This is a genomic window from Spirosoma pomorum, assembly GCF_054776615.1.
This window is the reverse complement of sequence record NZ_BAAHBP010000029.1, coordinates 372,833-390,809: the sequence shown is the minus strand read 5'-3', so window position 1 is coordinate 390,809 and position 17,977 is coordinate 372,833. Positions and strand designations below refer to the sequence as shown.

General features: G+C 49.6%; 16 protein-coding genes. 4 read left to right on the top strand and 12 right to left on the bottom strand.

The annotated features are described in order from the left end of the window. Window positions 1-29 precede the first annotated feature (29 nt). Together dnaJ and ACYVAD_RS19125 are read right to left on the bottom strand one after the other, a co-directional pair. Window positions 30-1,193, bottom strand: coding sequence for a molecular chaperone DnaJ (gene dnaJ, locus ACYVAD_RS19130; RefSeq protein WP_461141127.1), 1,164 nt, complete (start codon window positions 1,191-1,193; stop codon window positions 30-32). A gap of 94 nt (window positions 1,194-1,287) precedes the next feature. Next, a complete protein-coding gene (locus ACYVAD_RS19125) occupies window positions 1,288-1,863 on the bottom strand; it encodes a nucleotide exchange factor GrpE (RefSeq protein ID WP_461141126.1) in 576 nt (191 codons plus the stop codon). Window positions 1,864-2,045: 182 nt separating this feature from the next. Here ACYVAD_RS19125 and queG point away from each other — a divergent pair, with 182 nt between their 5' ends. Next, window positions 2,046-2,990 carry a tRNA epoxyqueuosine(34) reductase QueG gene (gene queG / locus ACYVAD_RS19120; protein WP_461141155.1) on the top strand — a complete coding sequence of 315 codons (945 nt, stop codon included), beginning with the start codon at window positions 2,046-2,048 and terminating at the stop codon, window positions 2,988-2,990. A gap of 118 nt (window positions 2,991-3,108) precedes the next feature. Further along, on the top strand, window positions 3,109-3,735 hold the full coding sequence (locus tag ACYVAD_RS19115; RefSeq protein WP_461141125.1) for a TetR/AcrR family transcriptional regulator: 627 nt from the start codon (window positions 3,109-3,111) through the stop codon (window positions 3,733-3,735). Here ACYVAD_RS19115 and kynU read toward each other — a convergent pair. Both kynU and ACYVAD_RS19105 read right to left on the bottom strand, forming a co-directional pair. After that, window positions 3,712-4,983: a kynureninase gene (gene kynU, locus ACYVAD_RS19110; RefSeq protein ID WP_461141124.1), complete on the bottom strand. Its 1,272-nt coding sequence runs from the start codon at window positions 4,981-4,983 to the stop codon at window positions 3,712-3,714. The two genes, ACYVAD_RS19115 and kynU, sit on opposite strands and share 24 nt — an antisense overlap. Before the next feature lie 122 nt (window positions 4,984-5,105). Further along, window positions 5,106-5,402 carry an antibiotic biosynthesis monooxygenase gene (locus ACYVAD_RS19105; RefSeq protein ID WP_461141123.1) on the bottom strand — a complete coding sequence of 99 codons (297 nt, stop codon included), beginning with the start codon at window positions 5,400-5,402 and terminating at the stop codon, window positions 5,106-5,108. Window positions 5,403-5,717: 315 nt separating this feature from the next. Between ACYVAD_RS19105 and ACYVAD_RS19100 the strand changes: the two genes are divergently transcribed. Together ACYVAD_RS19100 and ACYVAD_RS19095 are read left to right on the top strand one after the other, a co-directional pair. Continuing rightward, complete coding sequence (locus tag ACYVAD_RS19100) at window positions 5,718-6,113, top strand: hypothetical protein (RefSeq protein ID WP_461141122.1); 396 nt, start codon at window positions 5,718-5,720, stop codon at window positions 6,111-6,113. A gap of 115 nt (window positions 6,114-6,228) precedes the next feature. Beyond that, window positions 6,229-6,720 (top strand): hypothetical protein, encoded by a 492-nt coding sequence (locus ACYVAD_RS19095; RefSeq protein WP_461141121.1) that lies wholly within the window; start codon window positions 6,229-6,231, stop codon window positions 6,718-6,720. A gap of 75 nt (window positions 6,721-6,795) precedes the next feature. Here ACYVAD_RS19095 and ACYVAD_RS19090 read toward each other — a convergent pair whose 3' ends face one another. The 8 genes from ACYVAD_RS19090 to ACYVAD_RS19055 form a co-directional block, all read right to left on the bottom strand. After that, entirely contained in the window at window positions 6,796-7,158 is a 363-nt protein-coding gene (locus ACYVAD_RS19090; protein ID WP_461141120.1) for a heavy-metal-associated domain-containing protein, read from the bottom strand. Window positions 7,159-7,200: 42 nt separating this feature from the next. Next, window positions 7,201-8,685 (bottom strand): hypothetical protein, encoded by a 1,485-nt coding sequence (locus ACYVAD_RS19085; protein ID WP_461141119.1) that lies wholly within the window; start codon window positions 8,683-8,685, stop codon window positions 7,201-7,203. 68 nt (window positions 8,686-8,753) lie between these two features. After that, a complete protein-coding gene (locus ACYVAD_RS19080; RefSeq protein ID WP_461141118.1) occupies window positions 8,754-9,101 on the bottom strand; it encodes a four-helix bundle copper-binding protein in 348 nt (115 codons plus the stop codon). Window positions 9,102-9,193: 92 nt separating this feature from the next. Next, window positions 9,194-9,760: an AraC family transcriptional regulator gene (locus ACYVAD_RS19075; RefSeq protein ID WP_461141117.1), complete on the bottom strand. Its 567-nt coding sequence runs from the start codon at window positions 9,758-9,760 to the stop codon at window positions 9,194-9,196. Then, window positions 9,760-11,994, bottom strand: a complete 2,235-nt coding sequence (locus ACYVAD_RS19070) for a TonB-dependent receptor (protein ID WP_461141116.1) — start codon at window positions 11,992-11,994, stop codon at window positions 9,760-9,762. The genes ACYVAD_RS19075 and ACYVAD_RS19070 overlap by 1 nt, the downstream gene beginning before the upstream one ends. A 75-nt stretch (window positions 11,995-12,069) precedes the next feature. After that, the gene (locus ACYVAD_RS19065) at window positions 12,070-12,525 is read right to left on the bottom strand and encodes an HYC_CC_PP family protein (RefSeq protein ID WP_461141115.1); all 456 of its coding nucleotides are present in this window, start codon (window positions 12,523-12,525) and stop codon (window positions 12,070-12,072) included. A 108-nt stretch (window positions 12,526-12,633) separates the two neighbouring features. Beyond that, a complete protein-coding gene (locus ACYVAD_RS19060) occupies window positions 12,634-14,373 on the bottom strand; it encodes a RagB/SusD family nutrient uptake outer membrane protein (RefSeq protein ID WP_461141114.1) in 1,740 nt (579 codons plus the stop codon). Between the two features lie 32 nt (window positions 14,374-14,405). Beyond that, window positions 14,406-17,693, bottom strand: a complete 3,288-nt coding sequence (locus ACYVAD_RS19055) for a SusC/RagA family TonB-linked outer membrane protein (RefSeq protein WP_461141113.1) — start codon at window positions 17,691-17,693, stop codon at window positions 14,406-14,408. Window positions 17,694-17,977: the final 284 nt, after the last annotated feature.

The following is a 17,977-nucleotide window of genomic DNA, read 5'->3' as shown; positions in this document are numbered from 1 at the left end:
GCATTATACATTACCAATGTTCAGTTCAATCAGCCGTGAAAGAAATCTTTCATTTTGTCGAAGAAGCCTTTTTCGTTTTTGTTCGGACGGGGTTGAAAGTTGGGCGAATTACGTAGTTTTTCCAGCAACGACCGCTCTTCGGCGGATAGGATCTTAGGCGTCCAGACATTGACATGAACAAGCTGATCACCCCGACCATATCCATTCAGTTCTTTGATACCTTTACCTTTCAAGCGCAGGATTTTACCACTCTGCGTACCCTGATCAAGTGTAATACGCGCTTTGCCGTCAATTGTTGGTACTTCTACGCTGGTCCCGATAGCCGCATCAACGAAATTTACGTATAGATCGAAGACAACGTTGTTACCGTCACGTTTCAGATCAGCGTCTTCCTCTTCTTCAATAACAATCAGCAGATCGCCCGCTACGCCACCACGGGGCGGTACGTTTCCTTTACCACCAACCGATAGTTGGATACCTTCGGCAACGCCAGCCGGAATTTTGAGCGGAATTACGTCCTCCTGCAACACCCGTCCTTCACCGAAGCAGGCGTCACAGCGATCCGTAACAAGTTTGCCTTCCCCGTTACAGGTTGGACACGTACTGGTCGATACCATCTGTCCCAGCATCGTGTTTACCACTTTGCGGGTCTGTCCAGTGCCGTTACAGGTTGAGCAGGTTTGCACAGCCGTACCGTTTTTGGAGCCGTTACCACCACAGGTGTTACACGTAACGTGCCGCTTTACCTTGATCTTTTTCTCAACGCCGTTTGCGACTTCCTGCAGGTTCAGTTTCAGCTTAATCCGCAGATCAGAACCACGTCGAACCCGCTGCCGCTGACCACCACCCTGGCCTCCCCGGAAGAAGCTGCCAAAAGGAGAGTCGTCGCCGAAGACATCGCCGAACTGGCTGAAGATATCTTCCATAGACGGTCCGCCCGCGCCATAACCGCCCCCGGCCGCTCCGCCTACGCCGGCATGCCCAAATTGATCATAGCGCGCTTTCTTCTGGGGATCGTTCAGAACGTCGTACGCTTCGGCCGCTTCCTTAAATTTTTCTTCGGCGTTTGGATCATCGGGGTTTTTATCCGGATGGTATTTGATGGCCATCTTTCGGTAGGCCTTCTTCAGTTCATCCGGCGATACGTTTTTGTCTACCCCCAGTATTTCGTAATAGTCGCGCTTTGTTGCCATATCTTCAAAGAGCGAAAGAGCAAAAGAATGAAAGAGCGAATCAGTATAGTCTTTATTCGCTCTTTCATTCTTTCATTCTTTCGCTCATTATGCTTTAACTTCCTACAATCACTTTTGCAAACCGGATCACCTTGTCGTTGAGGTAGTAACCTTTCTCGACTTCGTCAATCACTTTGCCTTTCATATCCTCGCTGGGAGCCGGGAACTGCGTTACCGATTCATGCAGGTCAGCGTTGAAGGGTTCCCCCTTCGATACCATCGGCTTGAGGCCCTTATTTTCCAGCGTTTTGAACAGCTTGGCATAAATCAGTGATACTCCTTCTTTCACGGCTGCGATGTCATCGGTTTTATCAATCGATTGCATCGCTCGCTCGAAATCATCAACTACCGGAATTAAAGCTTGCAACAGTCCTTCATTGGCATTGCTGATCAGTTCCAGCTTTTCTTTAGCCGTACGACGACGAAAATTTTCGAAGTCGGCGTAAAGGCGTAAGTATTTATCTTTCAATTCAGCAAGCTCACGGTTTGCCGGCTCGGAAGTAGTCGTTTCGTCTGCCTCTCCCCCATTAACGGTTACTGCTTCGTCGGTTGTCAGTTCGTCAGTTGCCAGGCTGTCAGGTTGTTGTGCGGCAGAAGCCGGATTTTCGTCCAGGTTTTCTTTATTTTCCATTACTGAGTCTTTATTTCTCTTCCAGAAATACATGGACAAAGATGGGCAAAAGACTGACCAATTTCTGTTTTTCTGCCAAGTTGACACGAAAAACGTTCCCTGTCATACATCAAAATCTATTCGTTTGTAGCGAATTATTCTGACTGAAATATGTTATGGCGGTACACACAACGTCCCGTTTAATGCACGCAGCCGCCAGTCAGTATACCCAGTTAATCAAAGCCAAGGCTCTTTCGCTGGGATTTGATTTCTGCGGGGTAGCCAAAGCTGATTTCCTGGAAGACGAAGCTCCTCGTCTGGAAACCTGGCTTAAAAACGGCATGCATGGCCAGATGAATTATATGGCCAACCACTTCGACAAGCGGCTCGATCCGAGGTTACTGGTCGATGACGCCAAGTCAGTGCTGACTGTCTTGTTGAACTACTATCCCGAACAACCACTCCCTCAAGAACCCGACGATTACAAAATCTCGAAGTACGCTTACGGCGAAGATTACCATTTTGTCATAAAAGACAAGCTTAAATCATTGATGTCTTTTATCCAGGAGGAGATTGGGGAGGTGAGCGGTCGGGCGTTCGTGGATTCAGCCCCCGTCATGGATAAAGCGTGGGCAAAACGAAGCGGTTTGGGCTGGGTGGGTAAACACACCAACCTGATCAACCGTACGATGGGTTCTTATTTCTTCATCGGCGAACTTATTCTTGACCTTGCCCTTGAACCCGACGGCCCGATTACCGATTACTGCGGTACGTGCACCCGTTGTATTGACGCCTGTCCAACCGACGCAATTGTCGGCCCTTACGTCGTTGATGGTAGTAAATGCATTTCCTACTACACGATTGAACTGAAAGAAGCCATTCCCGACGACGTTCGGGGAAAATTCGACAACTGGATTTTCGGCTGCGATATCTGCCAGGATGTGTGTCCCTGGAATCGTTTTGCGCGCCCGCATCAGACGGCGGCTTTTCATCCGCATCCCAGCCTGAAGACACTGTCGAAGTCTGATTGGGAAGAAATAACCGACGACGTATTCCGGGAAATATTCCGCCGATCTGCGGTAAAACGGACTAAGTTAGACGGGCTCAAACGAAACGTTGCCTTTAGCCAGCCACTCCATATTTCTTAAAAACAACTCCTCTGCCTATTTTCTCACAACTACCGGTTCACTAAAAACCCCTTTAGTTCGTTACTTTGTGACGGAATGGTTACATACTTATTTATTAACCACCCCTTCAAAACGTATTATGCAACGCGACCGGGCGCAAACTGAGAAGCGACTGATTGAAGCAGTTGGGCAAATTATTACCGAGAGTGGCTTCGACAAAATTGGCATCAACAGGATCGCCAGCCGGTCAGGTATTAATAAAATTCTGATTTATCGCTATTTCGGCGGTTTAGATGGTCTTCTGCAGGCCTACTATCAACAGACACGTTCTAACATTATTACGTCCATTGATCCGGAAGAATTCCGGCATCTTCCGCTCGACCAGTTCTTTGAGAAAAGCTGCGATTACCTCATCCAACTCTACCGATCTCTGCGTCATGATGTTGAAGCCCAGGAATTTTTCAAAGCTCGCTTATTAGCGAATGCCAACGTAGACTCGATTCCCAACGAGCGAGAAGAGCAGTTATGTCAGGTTATAGACGAGCTATCAAACATTAGTCAGATCGAAAACGGACGGGCTGTTGCGGCCGTGCTCTCCAGCGCCCTAACGGTCCTGTCGATCCGAGGTCAACAGGCACAATCGGTGCTGGGTATCGACCTTCGTACTGAAGCAGGTATCGAACAGGTTGAAGGGGCTTTTCGGCTTATTTACCAAGGTTTATACCTGTACACTAAAAATAAGCTAGACACCAAAGAAGCGCTGTAGTGCTTCGCCCACGCGCCAAACGTCTTCGTACGTGTTGTAGAGGGGAGCGGGGGCCAACCGGATGCAATTGGGCTCTCGCCAGTCGCCTATAATTCCTGCTTCTGTCAGGTGATTAAATAAGTCTTTTCCTCCTTTTTGCAGCAGTAAGGAAAGCTGGCTCCCGCGCTGGTTTGGGTCATCGGGCGTAATTTGGATGATCTGTTTGTAAGGAGCCAACAAATACTCCAGGTAGCCTGTAAGCTGCTCGCTCTTCTGTCGAAGAGCCGTCATACCTACCTCAGCTGTGATAGCCAGCGAGGTCTGGTGCAACGCCAGCGCTACAATATTCGGTGTGCTCAGTTGCCAGCCGTCCGCTCCTAAAGCGGGCAGAAAACCGGGGGTCATATTAAACCGTCGGTCCTCCCGGTACCCCCACCAGCCTGCCAGACGGGGCAGATTCTGATCATGATGCTTCTGGTGTACGAAAATACCGGAGACTGCTCCCGGTCCCCCATTCAGGTATTTGTATGAACACCAAGTAGCAAAATCGACGCCCCACTCATGCAGACGAAGCGGGATATTACCGATGGCGTGGGCCAGGTCAAACCCAATTGGAATGCAATGCTGTGCGGCCGTCTGCGCAATGGCTGCCATATTGTACACCTGGCCAGTGTAGTAATTCAGTCCACTCATCCAGATCACGGCTAACTCATCAGCGTGTTCAGCAATGGCGTGCTGAATGTCAGTGGTGTGAATCAGAAAATCATCGGCCCGGGGGGCGATTTCGATTATGGCATCCGTTGGATTGATACCCCGCTGACGGACGTGGGTTTCCAGCGCATACTGGTCGGACGGAAAGTCCCCTTTGATCGTTAAAATCTTCCGTTTTTTTGCAGTAGGGCGATAAAATGACGTCAACAGCAGGTGAATATTTACCGTAAGCGCATTCATCGGACAGACTTCGGTTTCAGAAGCAGCTCCTACAATATGCGCCAGTGCTGGCTGGCAACGCTCGTGATAGTTCAGCCAGACTTGTCCCGATGCATCGCTCGGCTCAAACCAACCCTCTACGCCCAGATTCTGCCAAACCGACAGTTCTTTTTCCAGAGCGCTCTGGGCAGCTTTAGGTTGTAAACCCAGCGAGTTCCCACACAAATACCTTAGCTCCGTTCCATTCCGCTGCGGGATGTGGAAAAAGTCACGCGTGTAGCGTAAAGGGTCCTGCTGGTCAAGTTGCCGCGCAAAAGCAAGCGAATTATCGTACGTCATAAGCTGCAAAACTAGCGCATCTTACCATTCTCCAGTTGAAGATGACGGATCGATGCCGCAAATCGCTCGTAATCTTTTAATATGGCCCGACCTGAACTCGTGTCGGGCCATACTGGCTTGTGTCATGCAACCTGAACAGCTACATCGTAATAATCAATGACGGGCTGTTCGGCGAAGTACTGCTTCATGTTCTTCAAAACGTCTTGTAGAAATCCATTGCTCTCTGCTCCGGTACGGGCTTCCGGCGATTCCCAAAGTGTAACCATCAGGCATTTGTTCGTGTCAGAGTTGACAAGAAAACGACTATTCAAAAAGCCAGTTTGGTCTTTAAGGGCTGGTCCAACGGAGTTTTTGAAATAATCGGTGGCTTCGGTAATCGCATCGGCTTGCAATGAAACCTGAATGATACGGGCGTACATACGAGTAGAGTTAGGGTTGTTAGAGTACCATAAGAATATGTCGGTCCGTTTCTTACTTTAAAAGGCAGGCTTTTATCCGGGAATTTAGGAAAAGGTAAAAACTTCAGTAACTGCACTGGCGAGGCTTGATTTCGTCAAAGAGTATAAGTCAACGTTTTGCAAGTCCGTAAAACTCAGTCATAATCTAAGCGTTACGACCTTCGTTGCTGCGCAATCCAAGGGTTCACGGACGTATTAATTCCTGTCAATTTGACCATTCTTGTTTGTCTGTAGATAATACAGAATTATTTTTGTGGACACCTCCTTCCTTTACGTATGAAAACAAGCCACCTAATACTTGCCTTCCTGTTTTGCCTTGCGTTTCTAACTGCTTGCCAGGAACTCGAAGTTGGCCGGTCCACGTCACAGGAAATTCTTATTAACGACTTTGCCCGTCCCGCAACGTTTACTCTTTTTCCCACTCGCCAGTCCTACACGAGTACTATGTCGATCCGTATCAACGGAACGATCAGTGAGAACGTTAATCTAACCATCTTTCGATTTGACGCGTCTGGCAAGCGCGTCCCCGTTCAAAGCATTGATTTAGAGTCTGGAACCTACCAGGATCGCAGCTTTGGCTTTGATCATTATCAGGCCGAGGAGCTTAGCCTTACTATTACGCCCTCGAAAAGCACAACCGGCAATCTGGCGATTTTCTGGGAATTGGTATAGACTCAGCGCGATGATGAAATTCTATCTCACGATTCTGTTGGGTGCCCTTACTAACTCATTGGTATCAGCGCAGTAGTCAGCATCAAAAAATTCGATTCAGGCTGGTGTAGACTATATGAGTCTGGACTTTCCTGACGATCTGGGATTTCGATACAGCCTTCGTTACGCCCGCCATCTGGCCAACGATCGGTTGATTTTGGCTGCTACGGGCGGCTACCTCGCTGTAGACAACCTTATAGGTGAGAAGAATGGACAACGGGTGTTCGGCAACAAAAGACAGCGTTTAACCAGTGATCTGACCATTCTTGTCGATTTTCTCAAAAGCAGTCGACATGCTTTACGCGCCGGGGGAGGTCTTTCTGGCTGGGCACGCCAGGACAATGTCGTCATTGCGCGTCAGCACCAAATCGATACTCGTCAAGGTACAGCTATCACAACAGCGACCGCTGTACAACGGGAGAACGTAACTGCCTTGACTATTGGCTGGCACGCTACGGTTGAGTACGAATATATCTTCATTAATCGCATTACGGCAAGCGGTCGGTTCCTCCTGGCTAATTTGGGAAAGGCAGGTATTAGTTCAATGGCCGGTGCCGCAGTCGGCTAGCGTATCAGCATCAATACAAAAAGGCCGCCAGATCATCTGGCGGCCTTTTTTGTCCTTAGTATCTTTCGAATTGGCTTACTCGTGCTCCATGCCGCCTTTTTTGCAGCAGCTTGGCAGTTTTTCGTATCCAGCCGCATCGGCCATCACTTCTTCTGCGTCATAACCAGTCTTGCTGATAGTTGACTTCAATTTTGTTACGTCCGTCTTGTTGGGATTGTACTTGATCGTAACCACTTTCGATTTTACGTCAAGGTTTGCTTCCTTCACGCCTTTTTCAAACGCCAGATTCCGTTCGATACGGGCCTTGCACATACCGCATACGGCCGAGGTCTTTATCTTGACTTCTTTGTCTTTGTCGTCGTCAACTGATTTTGCGGTGGCAGTGTACCCCGCCAGAGTCAACGTTGTCAGCGCGGTTAAAAGTAGGTTACGTAACATGGTTTACAGGTGTTTATGTGAATTGATAACGTAAATTCTAGCTTAATGGTGCATTCTCTTCATATGGCCGTGCATACTTTTCATTGTCATCAGGCTGGGCGACAGCCGCAGATAGATCTGACCCGATATGGGTGTTTTTCCGTAAATCCTTCGCAAAAATTGATCCGTCATACCTGCCGCTACCTGCGTGCCTATTACTAAGTCCGTATTCCACTGTTGGGCCAACCGGTAGTTCATACCCAGCGTAAGGTTATTGATGGTAAATACAGCATGTTCATCGTAGCCTAGCCGCTCGGCCTGACTGGCTACCGATAATTCTTCCGCCGATTTTCCTACATTCTCGTATCGTCCGTAAAAAGCAACTTTATCGATCTGTAAACTACTTTCGGCCAGAAACGCGTTCTCGTTTTTGCCATCGTGGCTGTTCATCCCCCAGGTCAGCGCCGACGTTACGTATCGACCAGGCGCGCCCAGCCCTTTGCTGTGCAATACCGACGCGGTTGTTCGGGTTACGTTCTCGTCGGGATGCGCTACTTCAGGACTACGCAGGTAGCCCTGCGAAAACTGAAAGGCCAGTGATGGCGACGGGTTGACGGACAATCGATACGAATAACTGTCGAAACGGGGCCGGTCAAAATTGTATCGGTTTTCATCGGGTTCACGTCCCGTGAATGATGAGGCTTCCAGTTTAGCCCATTTGTAGCGAAAGCCAACCGTGGCAACGCCAAACAGGATATGCGTTGCATCCTGCCAATGGTGACTCAACGGCGCATCCGGGTTGCTAAACGACGAGATACGATGCATAAAGGCTGGCGGGCCAAGAGCCGGTTCGCCGGGATAGCCTACGTAACCATACAGATCCATGTCCTTGTTGAACGAGTGGCTGTAACTTACTGATAATTCAGACACAAGATCATGCGGGTGCTGTTTGTCAATTAGCGGCTGATCTTTATACGTCTCCCCCGTCTGGAACAGTAACGGGTATCCTCCGTTCGTGACGGTCAGCGGGTCGAGCGAAACCATAGCCCGTATCTGAAACAAGCCTTTTCGGCCCACTTTCCGCTGGGCCATGCCCATAAACCAGTTAGGCGCTCCCAGCTGTTGAGCACGTCCCCGCCCACCGGGATTATTACTGTTCTGACTGGTATACCGTAAGTAAACTGCGTAGTGTAGCATATAACTCCATGGACTACTGGACGGATGACTCATGTACGCATACATGGGTGTATTATCTGGATGCCAGGACGTCCCGGAACCATTACGGTTCATGGGTAGATAGCGCGACAGCGAGTGGGTCATCCCCCCCATGGATGTGTCCGGCATGGATATGTCCATCGTCATACCATCGTTGCTCATCCCGTGCCCATCCATCATCGACGAATGATCGTTTTTTGCAGAATCAGCTTTTATTGGCTTCTTCTGTCCAGACATTGGCATGCCGGGCATCGATTTGCCTTCGTGATGCTGGTGCTGCGCGATTACCCGTATGCTCAGGGTTAGCAGTATCAGTACAAGAAATTTATTCATCAGCTAGTTGAGTCGTAAAAAACGGTGGTATTACCCGCAGGCGATACCACCATTGGTCATTCGTATTCTTAAGCAGCCATACTCCGGCACTCTTGAGCACATTTCCGGCAAGCCTCAGCGCAGGCTTTACAATGTGCGTTATGATCAGCGTGTTTTTCGCACTCAGCGGCACAGGCTTCACAGGCCTCGGCGCATACGTTCATGAACGAGGCCATAAACTGTGAACCGCGGGCCGTCAGCCGCCCACACAATGTACAAAGGTCAGCACAGTCGCGACACAGTTTGATGCAGGCCGTCATGTCGTGGCCTTTGCTGTCTTCATCGCCCATTTCCAGGCAGGCAGTGGCGCAGGCTTCACAAGCTTCGGCGCAGCTAAAACAGGTATCGACGTGTTGGGTTGAAGTCATGTTTTCCATGAGTCTGGTTGAGTTTTTGATTAACCGACCACCATTGGTCAACAAAATAACTCTCTATAGACTTTTCGGTTTTTACATAATTCCGGTCTACTTTAAAGCGTATCCAGCGGTCGACGTTCTGTTTGAGACGCCTTCCGAAACTGACCGGGTGTTTGTCCTATCACCTGCCGGAACTGGTTGGATAAGTGCTGTACACTGCTGTACCCTAGCCGCCAGGCTATTTCACTCAGAGTCAGCTCATCGTACCGGAGCCACTCCTTCACTTTTTCAATCTTAAGGGCAATAATGTACTTCTCAACAGTCTGTCCCTCACTCGCCGAAAACAGACCACTCAGGTAAGAGTATTCGTACCCAAGCTTTCTCTCCAGAAAGGTCGAGTAGTTCTCGCTGGTTTGGCGATCTCCCTTCAGATGTTGCACTTCGTTGATTAGCAATACTTTCGTGTGCTCAACCAGCGACTGGCGCCGATCATCGACCAGATCGAAGCCGTTTTCCTGCAATAGCTGCCGGAGGTCATCGAGCGTAACCGTAGCAGGTAGGTTATCGATCTCAACTTCCCCCAGATCGACCCGGCTTGGTACGACCCCGATCTTCGTCAGTTCTTCGCGTACAACCCGCTTGCAGCGATCACACACCATATTTTTCACGATCAACTTCATCACAAGACTGGTTTAAAGCGAAAGCCTAGGTATATCATCTGCCCCGTAATGGGTCCCCAAGCCCGACTCCCCGCATCGAAATTAACGCCGAATGGATCGTTGGCGGCTACAATAGGATTCAGTTGCCGGAACCCCGTCAGGTTCTCACCCCCTAGATAGATTTCCCACCCGCTCCGGAAGGCCCGACTTACCTGCGCGTTTAGGTTGTAAAAACCTGGCGCGTACTCGGTTGGCATGTTATTGTAACCCGTGTGTACGTAATCCGGACGCAGATAAGGAATCCGGCGGGGACCGTTCCACTGCAACGTGGCATCAAATTTCCACTTATCAAAAGGCAACGCGTAGCCCGCATTCAGCAACATCCGGTCCCGGCTCACCATCATTTTAGGCAGTAATCGGTTTTCGCCGAACGGCCCGCCCATACTCTGCTGAACATCGAACAACCGGTAGGCCGCCTTAATCTCAAATCGCTTAGCAGGCTGTATATTGAATTCTGCCTGGAAGCTATTGGCGAACGATTGCCCCTGCAAGTTGTAGAAGTACAATTCGCGGGGATGTTCCAGATCGACGACAAGTTGATTTTCGAACGTAGTCCGGTGGTAATCGAACACTAACGAGGATTTTTTGCTAAATAGGTTAATATCGTTGGATAAGCTGAGGCCGTAGTTCCAGGAGACCTCGGGCTGGAGCGGAGCATTATTAAACACGGCCCGTGAGCTGACCAGATACCCAAAATTTTCGATATAGACATTCGGTACCCGGAAGCCACGTCCCCCCGATGCCCGGAGCGCTACGTTCGGACTCACGTTGTACTTCAGGTGCGCACGCGGTGTCCATTGCGGTCCAAACAGGTTGTGGTAATCGAAGCGACCGCCCAGCACAACCGTCAATTTTTCCAAATACGAGTACGTATACTCCGCGAATAGACCTGGTACTGATTCAGTCCGACGGGTTTGTTGCGACGCCAGCCGCTCGTGGTAATCATCCAACAGATAGCTAAGCCCGGCTTTGTAAGCGTGGTTGGTATTGCCAATGATAGACTGATAAATCAGGTTGGCGTAAAATGTCCGCTGTAAACCCAGATAAGGTCGATACCCAAAATTGGCAATCTGTTCGTGGTGTAGTCCGTTCAGAATAAGCCCCAGCCCTTTATAAGGTTTGTCTGGGTAAAGCTTAGCCGTTTTCGAAAAAAATTCCAGTCGTCGCGTCGTATTACCAAAGCTATAACGCGTGGAGGTGGGACTATCAAAGCGGGCTAACTGTCCCCCTTCCCGATCTTCGTACAAGGCTTTTACGCCGAATTGTGCTACAAAACGAGCGCTGCTGTATTTGTAGCGATTGATGCCATTGAGTTGGGTATAAAGCGGTAAATCCCGGAAGCCGTCGTTATTCTGATCAATCTCGTTACGTAACGTACTGGCGTGCCCCAGTACGCCTACGCTCCACTTTTTGTTGATCGGTTTTGACCAGTTTGCGTTACCCTCCAGTCGGCCGAAGCTATTGACGTAGCCGTTTAAAAACAGTTTGTCCGGGCTGTCGGGCTTTTGCAGCTCTACGTTCATCTGTCCGCTCATCGACTCGTAACCATTCACGACGGAGCCAGCTCCTTTACCAATATCAATGGACGTAATCCAGGTACCAGGAATGTAATTCAGACCAAAAGTGGTTGCCAGACCGCGAATTGTCGGAATATTTTCGACGTTGGTTTGCACATATTGTCCCCCCAGTCCCAGAAACTGAATCTGTTTGGCGCCCGTAACCGCATCGGCGTACGAAACGCTGACCGACGCGTTCGTTTCGAAGCTTTCCGACAGGTTGCAGCAGGCCGCTTTGGCTAATGTACGTTGAGTGATTAACTCGGTCTGGATCGGGTTCATCCGGTCGAGCTGACCAGCGGTACCAGATACCGTCACTTCCGACAGCGTACGTTCCGGTCGCAGAACAATTACGATACTATTTGCCGGATTAGTCACAGTCAGTGTATCTGATTGATAGCCGACGTAGCTAATCAGTAATTGTTTGGATTGGGTAGTTAAGGGCAGCTGAAAGCGCCCTATTGAATCCGTGATACCACCCACGTTGGAGTCGATCCAACGAACGGTAGCCCCAACTAGTGGTACTTGTTTGTTATCTTGTTGCTCAACAACGAGTCCCCGAAGGACGAGCGACGAGTCAGTTTGAGCCCAGCATGACAGTGTCGCCAGTAAGGCAATTGAAAGAAGGTAAAATCGCATGTAATGTATCGATTGATGAAAAACAGAATAAGCCCGTGTCTTGCGGACACCGGCAGCAATGCATTAATCAATACATCAAATCAGGAAGCGCTGTACGAGCAGGAGGATATCTCGCCCCGCTGGGGAAGGAGGGTCTGAAACGGACGGAGCACTGGTTGCGACAGCGTGGTCAAAGATCCAGTCAACTAACCATGTAACAACAGCGGCAACGCTTGTCAGAACGGCCTCCGTAACGATTTTAGCGAATTTGGCTACCAGTTGGCTCAACGAAGACGTTACGTCTACGTTTTCGTAATGCTGTTCGTCCTGGCAGCACTCCTCACGGCTGAGCGTTACCTGATCGTTGCTGGTAGTAGTATGTTTACCTATTTTACATCCTGCTTTTTCGGCGTTTTTGCTGAAAGCAACCACCATAATTTTTTTCTTGCCGCGCATCTGGCAAGAGTGTTCCACCAGTCCAAAGCCTGTGCTGCTCAGCAAGACAATGCAGGCCATCAGGAGATTGAATAGTTGGAACAGCGGGCGTTTCATAGTGTGCCAAAGGTAAAATGCCGCGTTGGTATTTACAAGTTCCCGTTAATCAAAAAAGGGCAACCGTTTACTTAACGGTCGCCCTTTTTTACTACTTGTTAACCTTGGTTAGTACCCAGGATTCTGCGTCAGCACGCCTTTCTGCAAGTCAATTTGCGTCAGCGGGATAGGCAGGTACTCATTCTTACCAGAAGTGAATTTAGCGCCACCCAGTGCGTTCGACAGTTTCGCTCCTTCGTACGTCAGATACGAGTTGATTGTCGTAGCTGCGATACCCCAGCGAACCAGGTCAAAGAACCGGTGACCTTCGCCCGACAGTTCCAGCTTACGTTCGAAACGAACGGCTGAACGAGCAGCGTCTTTCGACGAGAAGGCCGACGATGGGAATTCGTTGATCACGTACTTAGCGGCATTAGCGCCCGCTGACGTTTTCACGAAACCAGCAGAGTTAGCTGCCCGACGACGAACTTGGTTCACGTAGTCCCGTGCTTTTTCCAGACTACCTACTTCAATTTCTGCTTCAGCGGCCATCAGCAGCACATCGGCGTAGCGGATCAGGAGGATGTTGATACCCGTCCAGCCTTTCGTCCAGTTTGATACGTCAGCAGCGCGGCTTTCCTGCGATTTCGTGTAGATATACTTTTTAGGCGCGTAAGGACCACCGTAAGCCTGATCACGAATCCAGTCTTTACCTGGGAAATCCTGCCAGTCGAGATAAGGAATACCCCGGCGACCAACGGATTGGTCAAGACGTGGATCAAGGTTACCCGCATCTGGCGTAAACGCTTGCGTCGATTCTAGACCTTGGTCGGTTACCAATTGGTTCGATCCCGTGTTATACGATCCATCCAGCAGTGGCAGACCATTCGCATCCGTACGGAACGAGTTAGCTAGTTCGAAGCTAGGTTGGAAGAATCCGCAGCAACCTACTGGACCAGAAGGACCCGTGTTGTAGGGCCAGTTCAGGTTCAAATCACCAGAAGCGGCATCAGAGCTCCCCGTGTTCGCAGCATTCTGCGTAGAGAAGATAGCTTCTTCATTGTTTTCGTTATCGAAGCTGAACACGTTCCGGTATTGAGCTACCAACGCATATTTCTTACCGTTGGTTGTTTTACCATTGGCAATGATTAAGTCAAACAACGTTTTCGCTTCGCTGTATTTTTTCTCATACAGATAAGCTTTTGCCAGATACGTAGCAGCCGCCCATTTGTTTGCCCGACCAGCTTCCGATTGTGTTTCGGGTAGATTGTCGTACGCGTATTTGAAATCAGCTTCGATTTTCGACCAGATATCTACGTCGTTTTTGATATCAGCGATACCAGCTGCGTAATCAACCGTTTCGTCGACAAAAGGTACCATGTTAAAAGTACGTTTCAGGTCGAAATAATAATGGCCACGCAGGAAGCGAGCTTCGGCGCCAATACGTGTTTTATCCGAAGTTGATACGGTAGCGTCCGCCGTTGGCAGCGCCCGTAGCACCGAGTTTGCCCGGCTAACGCCTTCGTACATAGCCAGCCACCGCTGGTTGATCTCGTTATTGGTCGACTGCACCTCATACCGCATGATCGGGATGATGGCGTTGAAGTCACCGGCGTTTGATCCTTTGTTTGCTTCGCCCCCCAGGATACTACCGTATACCCAGTTAGTCGAGCTAGCAGTCTGGCTGTAGCCCCGACCGTTCAGCTGTGAGTACGAGCTGATTAAAAGCCCCTCAATCCCCGATTTGTTATTTAAGTTGGTAATCTGCAGCTGGTTGGTTGGCGGCACGTCCAGAAACTCGTTCGAACATGCCCAGCCAAGCAGGGTCAGAAGCGTCAGGCCAGTTCCTTTCGCAAGTATTTTTTTCATGTCTTTGTGTCTTAATAATAAGGTTTAACCTACTAGAGTCCTACGCTGATACCCGCGTTGAAGCTGCGTGTGATTGGGTAGTTACCTACGTCAATACCCAGCAACTGGTCGTTAGCAGCACCTACACCTGGATCCAGACCGCTGTATTTCGAGATCGTGAAAATGTTGTTCGCTGCGATCGATACCCGAACCCGCTTCAAACCAACCCGGTCCAGCAAGCCTGTTGGCAGCGTGTAACCCAGTGTGATGTTTTGCAGACGGAGGAAAGAACCATTCTCAACATACCACGAGTTAATAGCGCCGTTCGTGCTGATGTTCGATACATCTTCAAAGATTGGCTGACTCGTGCCTGTATTCGTTGGCGTCCATGAATCCCGAACCCGCGCGCTGATTGCCGCACCTGGGTATGATGGGTAGAAGTCCGTGAACCACTTCGAATAGTTGAACAGGTTGTTACCCAGTGAGGTGTACGCATAGACCAGGAAGTCAAAGCCTTTGTAATCCAAGCGCAGATTAACCCCACCCGTGAACTTTGGCACAGGGCTGCCAATAAAGGTACGGTCATTCTCGTTAACAACGCCGTCACCGTTCGTATCAGCATAGCGGAACCGGCCGGGACCTGCTCCAATTTGATACGTACCACCCGCTGCCGTAGAATTTGCCCGGTTGATATCTTCTTGCGACTGCCACAGTCCAACTACTTTATATCCGTAGAATGAACCCAGTGGCTGACCAGCCTGCAGACGAGTTGGCAGACCACCAATCCGGTTCGTTGGCAGACCTACGTCCAGGTAATCAACGCCTGGTGCTAGAGCCTGTATCTGGTTTTTCAGGAAGCTACCGTTTACACTTACTTCGTATCCTAAACCTGACGAACTGGTCCGACCACGAGTCGTGATTTGCAAGTCGACACCCTGGTTACGCATGCTACCTACGTTAACAGCAGGTGCGCTGGCGCGAGAGCCGATTACGCCTGGAATAGGCGCCTGAAACAGCAGATCACGAGTATCTTTCCGCCAAATATCAAGTACCAGATCAAGTTTACCATTCAGGAACGTACCATCGATACCTACGTTTGTCGTGACACTGGTTTCCCATTTAGCGTTCGGGTTACCAATCCGGCTCCGGAAGAAGGCAGCTGCGGTTGAGCTGTTCGAACCGGAAATATCATATCCGTTTGCTACGTTAGACTGATACAAGCTGAACTGGTTGTTTGGGTCAACGTTGTTCGAGTTACCCATCAGACCGTAACCACCACGAATTTTCAGGTCGGTGATGAATGGAACATTTTTCATGAACTCTTCACCCGAAATACGCCATGCTGCTGAGAAAGCAGGGAACACACCGTAGCGGTTAGCCGAACCAAAGCGAGACGAACCGTCCCGACGAATAACGCCGGTCAGAATGTATTTGTCCATCAGGATATAGTTGGCCCGACCGAATACTGAGTAGAAATTAACCCCGCTGAACAGATCACCGTTCAGAACGCGTCCGCTACCTGACGTAGTGTTAAACGATACGTAGTTAGGGTCCGTCGAGAATGGGTTTTGCCCCGTACCGCTTATGTTCCGTCCTGCGCCATCGTTCAGCGCTTCAACACCAGCCAGTACATCAAGGCTATGGTCGTTACCGATACGGGTTTTGTATTGGGCTGTGTTGGTGAACACCCAGTTGAAACTGTAACCAGCTCCTTCATTCAGCGAGAACGCACCATTGTTTTCCGAGTTTTCGTACTGGCGACGGTTGTAACCCTTGTTGTAGTAGTTGCTGTACCCGCCCCCCAGGCTGGTGCGCAGGGTCAGGGCAGGGATTGGATCGTACTCTAAATAAACGTTACCGAACGCAGCTACGTTGAAGTTACGATTATTGCGGATACCATCCCGTTCTGCTACTGGGTTCCGTGGGTTGTTGAAACCTTTTGCCGCTGTACCTGCGTAACCACCAAACTCATCATAAATTGGAATAATTGGTGCCATCCGGAAAGCCGATAGAATAACGCTTTCTTCCTGAGCCGTACGCTGACCGCCGTTATCACCAATCTGACCCGAGTTGTTGATGTAGGTCATCTGGAAATTTTCACCGAAGCGTAGATTCTTGATGATATCAAACTCCGAGTTAGCCCGAATGTCGTAGCGTTGGTAGTCGTTGTATTTCAGAATACCAGCCTGCTTCTGCTGGCCTAAGCTAACAAAGAAACGGCTGCTTTCCGTACCGCCCGAGAAACCCAGCGTCTGCCGCAGCAACGGAGCCTGACGAGTGATAGCCTTGTACCAGTCTGTACCTTGCTTGTTAGCCCGAACAACTTGGTAGATAGCACCGCGGTTTGGATCGACGTTGTATTTCGCCTGCTCAGCAGCCAGATCGACCGTACCAATAACCCCGGCCCGACCACCTACGTTGATGTAATCAGGCAGAACAGGCGTATTACCCGAACCATACTGACCGTTGGCGATACCTGTGTAACTAACTGGCGACGTAGGACTTTGCGATAGCTGACGATTGCGTACGGCAGCCCAGGTCCAATCGGCTTGCTCCTGTGGTGTTAAAACGGCTGGTGCAGTACCAGGATCGGTAAAACCATACAGTCCGTCGTACGTAATGCTAAGTTTTTGCGCTTTCCGCTGGCCTTTCTTTGTCGTGATGACAATCACACCGTTGGCAGCACGAGCACCGTAGATAGAAGCCGACGAAGCATCTTTCAGAATCGTGGTCGACTCGATATCGTCCGGATTCAGGAAGTTTGTACTCTGCGTTGGTACTCCGTCAACCACGTATAATGGCTGGTTACCACCAAAAGCACCGAAACCACGTACCCGAACGGTGTTGTTAGCTCCTGGCTGACCGCTGGCAACAACCGTTACACCGGCTACTCGGCCCTGTAACTGCGTTTCAACGTTAGCCGATGGAACAACTTTCAGATCCTGGGCTTTAACGGTCGCTACCGCGCCAGTGGTTTCCCGTTTGTTGTCGGTGGTATAACCGGTAACAACAACTTCTTGCAGAGCCGTTGCGTCGTCCTGTAGCGTGATGCTTAGGGTTGTCTGGTTACCAACGGCTACTTCCTGTGTTTTCGAACCAATGGCTGATATAACCAGCACAGGGTTTGTTCCCCGAATATTCAGGGCAAAGTTACCTTCGGCATCCGTAGCAACCCCGGTGGTTGTTCCTTTAAGAACAACGTTGGCACCGGGAACGGGACCATCGGCATTGGTAACACGCCCGGTAATCCGGCGATCCTGGGCCATCGCATTCATACTCAGCAAGAGCAGAAAGACACCCAGTACTACAGACTGTAAGGTCTGGTAGAGTTTAGTGTTCATAGGGTTTGTATTATTGAGCTATAAATTTGAACCAATATTATACGGACCTTTTTACTTTTCAAAGGTCCGTTTGTTTTATACACGAAAAAGATTAGATTTATTCATAAGTTTATTAAAAAAGTATCAAAACATGTTCATCACCGCGCCATTTAATAATCAATTGTTTCTTATGCGTAATACCCAATTTTCTCTTATCTGTATACTATTCTGCTGCTGGAACGGACACATTGACTTATGCGTACATCTACCCTATCCCCTACCCTACTTACCAACTTACTTATGGG